Source organism: Clostridium sp. DFI.5.61 (assembly GCF_024462915.1).
Lineage (GTDB): Bacteria > Bacillota > Clostridia > Oscillospirales > Oscillospiraceae > Lawsonibacter > Lawsonibacter asaccharolyticus.
Window position 1 is genome coordinate 1 of record NZ_JANGBZ010000107.1, and the last position, 3,517, is coordinate 3,517.

3 protein-coding genes are annotated in these 3,517 nt (G+C 67.8%); all 3 read left to right on the forward strand.

Annotation, left to right across the window (positions count from 1 at the left end; all coding sequences use genetic code 11):
- The first annotated feature begins 273 nt into the window (after positions 1–273).
- The 3 genes from NE584_RS19165 (at position 274) to NE584_RS19175 (ending at position 3,453) form a co-directional block, all read left to right on the forward strand.
- Positions 274–1,146, forward strand: a complete 873-nt coding sequence (locus NE584_RS19165; protein ID WP_256183525.1) for a sigma-E processing peptidase SpoIIGA — start codon at positions 274–276, stop codon at positions 1,144–1,146.
- Between the two features lie 28 nt (positions 1,147–1,174).
- Positions 1,175–1,882 (forward strand): RNA polymerase sporulation sigma factor SigE, encoded by a 708-nt coding sequence (gene sigE, locus NE584_RS19170; protein ID WP_050624674.1) that lies wholly within the window; start codon positions 1,175–1,177, stop codon positions 1,880–1,882.
- A gap of 161 nt (positions 1,883–2,043) precedes the next feature.
- Positions 2,044–3,453, forward strand: coding sequence for an amino acid carrier protein (locus tag NE584_RS19175; RefSeq protein WP_256183526.1), 1,410 nt, complete (start codon positions 2,044–2,046; stop codon positions 3,451–3,453).
- Positions 3,454–3,517 lie beyond the last annotated feature (64 nt).

The window sequence follows — 3,517 nt, forward strand, 5'->3', positions numbered from 1 at the left end:
TCCGGATGGGGGCCAGCCCCCGGGCCTCCCGGGCCCTGTTCCGGGCCGCCCGGGCTATTCAGGAAAAGGGAATGGTGCCGCCGCTGGTCTGACCAATAGACGGGCAGGCCCTCTGTCCCGTACTGGAGGGGCGGGGGATTTCTCCTGAAAATGACATCTCGATTGTGACCTTTTTCTGGATGGACGGACTCTATAATAGGGCTTGTCGGACCGGCCCCAGGGGGCGGCCGGGGAGAACAAAAAGGGGCCGGACCGGCTCCGCGCGGAGAGGAGATGGCCGGCTTGACTGTGATCTATGTGGATACCTTGTTCCTGCTCAACGCCATTGTGGACTATCTGCTCCTGCTCTGCTCCGCCCGGCTGGCCGGGGAGCGGCTGAGCCGGCTCCGCTTCGCCCTGGGGGCGCTGCTGGGCGGGCTTTATGCGGTGGCGCTCTTTCTGCCCGGCTTCGGGTTCCTGGGGCGGCCCCTCTGCCGGCTGTCGGCGGCGGTGCTGATGGTGCTCACCGCCTTCGGCGGCTGCCGCCGCCTGCTGCGCCAGGTGGTGATCTTTTTTCTGCTCTCCTGCGCCTTCGGCGGAGGCGTGCTGGCCATCGGACTGCTGGGGGGGCGGGGGCTGAGCCTGGGGGGCGGGGTGCTCTACTCCTCCATGGACCTGAAGATCGTCCTGCTCTCGGCAGCGGGGTGCTATGCGGTCATCACCCTGATCTTCCGGGGGGCGGGCCGCCACACCGCTGCCTCCCGGGAGCTGCTCCCCGCCCGTCTCTCCCTCCGGGAGCGGCAGGTGGAGCTCACTGCCCTGGTGGACACGGGGAACACGCTGACCGACCCGGTCTCCGGGCGGCCGGTGATGGTGGCGGAGGGGGAGACCTTGTCCCCCCTGTTCCCGCCGGGGACAGGGCCCGGGCCGGAGGACCTGCGGGACCCGGCGGGGGGGCTGGCCCGGCTGGGGGAGGGCCCCCTCCGGGGGCGCCTGCGCCTGCTGCCCTACCGGGCCGTAGGGGTGGACCGGGGCCTGCTGCTGGCGGTGCGGGTGGACCGTGCCAGGGTGGGCGGGGAGGAGCTGGGCCCCCTGCTGGTGGCCATGTCTCCCACACCGGTCTCGGACGGAGGGAGCTACCGCGCGCTCATCGGCGCGCTGACTTGAAAGGAGAACTGCTGTGAGACTGTTATGGATGGCGGTGAGGGAGCGGGCGGCCCGGCTCCTGGTCCGGCTGGGGCTGTACCAGCCGGAGAAGGTGATGTACATCGGTGGGAGCGACACCCTGCCCAGCCCCCTGACCCGGGAGGAGGAGGGGGAACTGATCGCCCGCCTGGGGCAGGGGGACCCGGAGGCCCGGGCCCGCCTCATCGAGCACAACCTGCGTCTGGTGGTGTACATCGCCCGCCGGTTCGAGAACACGGGGATCAACATCGAGGACCTGATCTCCATCGGGACCATCGGGCTGATCAAGGCGGTGGGGACCTATCAGCCGGCCAAGAGCATCAAGCTGGCCACCTACGCCAGCCGCTGCATCGAAAACGAGATCCTGATGCACCTGCGCAAGACCTCCTCCCAGAAGACGGAGCTGTCCCTGGACGAGCCGCTGAACACCGACTGGGACGGCAACGAGCTGCTCCTGTCCGACGTGCTGGGGACGGAGAACGACCTGGTGATGCGCCCCATCGAGGCGGACGTGGACCGGCAGCTGCTCCGCCAGGCCCTGGACCGGCTGGAGCCCCGGGAACGGCACATCATCTCCCTCCGGTTCGGACTGGACGGGGCCAGAGAGCAGACCCAGAAGGAGGTGGCGGACCGGCTGGGCATCTCCCAGTCCTATATCTCCCGGCTGGAGAAGCGGATCATCGCCCGGCTGAAGAAGGAGATCGTCCGCATGATGTGACGCCCCCGGCTTTTTGCACAAAATGCGAGAAAAGTCCGGCGGCGTCTGGAACTCTTCCCGGATTTGTGGTATAATCTCCTCCGCGCAGAGCAGCGCCCCCGCCATGGATGACTGACGGGGGCGCCGTTCTGCCCGGACAGAGAGAAAGAAGGAGAGAGACGATGTTTGGAGAGATGATAGGGACCATCAGCGATTTCATGTACAGCTATCTGCTCATCATCATGCTGCTGGCGGTGGGGCTGTACTTCACCATCCGCACCCGGGGGGTGCAGCTTCGGCTTTTGGCGGAGTCCATCTGGGTGGTGGGGGAGAAGAGCTCCTCCAGGGAGTCGGTGTCCGCGTTCCAGGCCCTGATGGTGTCCACCGCCAGCCGGGTGGGGACGGGCAACATCGTGGGAGTGGCCAACGCCATCGCCGTCGGCGGCTACGGCGCGGTGTTCTGGATGTGGATCATCGCCCTGCTGGGCGGGGCGTCCGCCTTTATCGAGAGCACCCTGGCCCAGATCTACAAGGTGCGGGACAAGAACGGCGGGAGCTACGGAGGCCCCTCCTACTACATCCAGGCGGCGCTGAAGAGCCGCTGGCTGGGCGTGGTCTTCGCGGCGGCCCTGATCGCCACCTACGCCGGGGGGTTCAACATGCTGGCCTCCTTCAACCTGATCGACAGCATGTCCGGATACAGCTTTTACGGCGACCCGCAGACCAGCCTGGTCCCCCTGGTGGGGGGCGGCCTGCTGGCCGTCCTGGTGGCGGTGTGCGTCCTGGGCGGGGGCAGGCGGATCGTCAGGATCACCGGCCTGCTGGTCCCCTTCATGGGGGTGACCTACATCCTGATGGCGCTGGTGGTCATGGCGCTGAACTTCCAGATGCTGCCCCAGGTGTTCGGCAGGATCATCGCCGGCGCCTTTGACTTCCGGGCCATCTTCGGCGGCTTCGCCGGCTCCGCACTGATGGAGGGCATCAAGCGGGGGCTGTACTCCAACGAGGCGGGCGTGGGCTCCGCCCCCAACGCGGCGGCGGCGGACGTGTCCCACCCGGTCAAGCAGGGCCTGGTGCAGATGCTGTCCGTCTTTATCGACACTCTGCTGGTGTGCACCGCCACCGCCATGATGTGCCTGTGCACCGGCATCGTGCCCTCTGAGCAGCTGAAGGGGGCCGCTTTCGTGCAGCAGTCCCTCTCCACCACCTTCGGCAGCGTGGGGCCTTACTTCCTCACCCTGGCCCTGCTGCTCTTCGCATTCACCACCCTGCTGGGCAACCTGTTCTACTGCGAGGGATGCCTGCGGTACATCACCCGGGAGCGGATCGGGAAGAGGGGGCTGACAGTCTTCCGTCTGGCCGCCGCGGCGCTGGTCTTTGCGGGGGCGCAGATGGAGTTCGACCTGGTGTGGGACGTGGCGGACGTGCTCATGGGCGTCATGGCCCTGATCAATCTGCCGGTCATCGTCCTGCTGGGCCGGACCGCTCTCAGCGCCCTGAAGGACTACACCAGCCAGCGGCGGGAGGGGAAGGACCCGGTGTTCCGGGCCGCCTCCATCGGTCTGAAGGAGAAGACGGACTTTTGGAACTGAGACAGAGAGGAGGGGGGGGGGGGGGGGGGGGGGGGGGGGGGGGGGGGGGGGGGGGGGGGGGGGG

Coding starts and splice junctions, on each gene's coding strand:
- NE584_RS19165 (WP_256183525.1), top strand. CDS start 274: ATGGCCGGCTTGACTGTGATCTATGTGGATACCTTGTTCCTGCTCAAC.
- sigE (WP_050624674.1), top strand. CDS start 1,175: ATGGCGGTGAGGGAGCGGGCGGCCCGGCTCCTGGTCCGGCTGGGGCTG.
- NE584_RS19175 (WP_256183526.1), top strand. CDS start 2,044: ATGTTTGGAGAGATGATAGGGACCATCAGCGATTTCATGTACAGCTAT.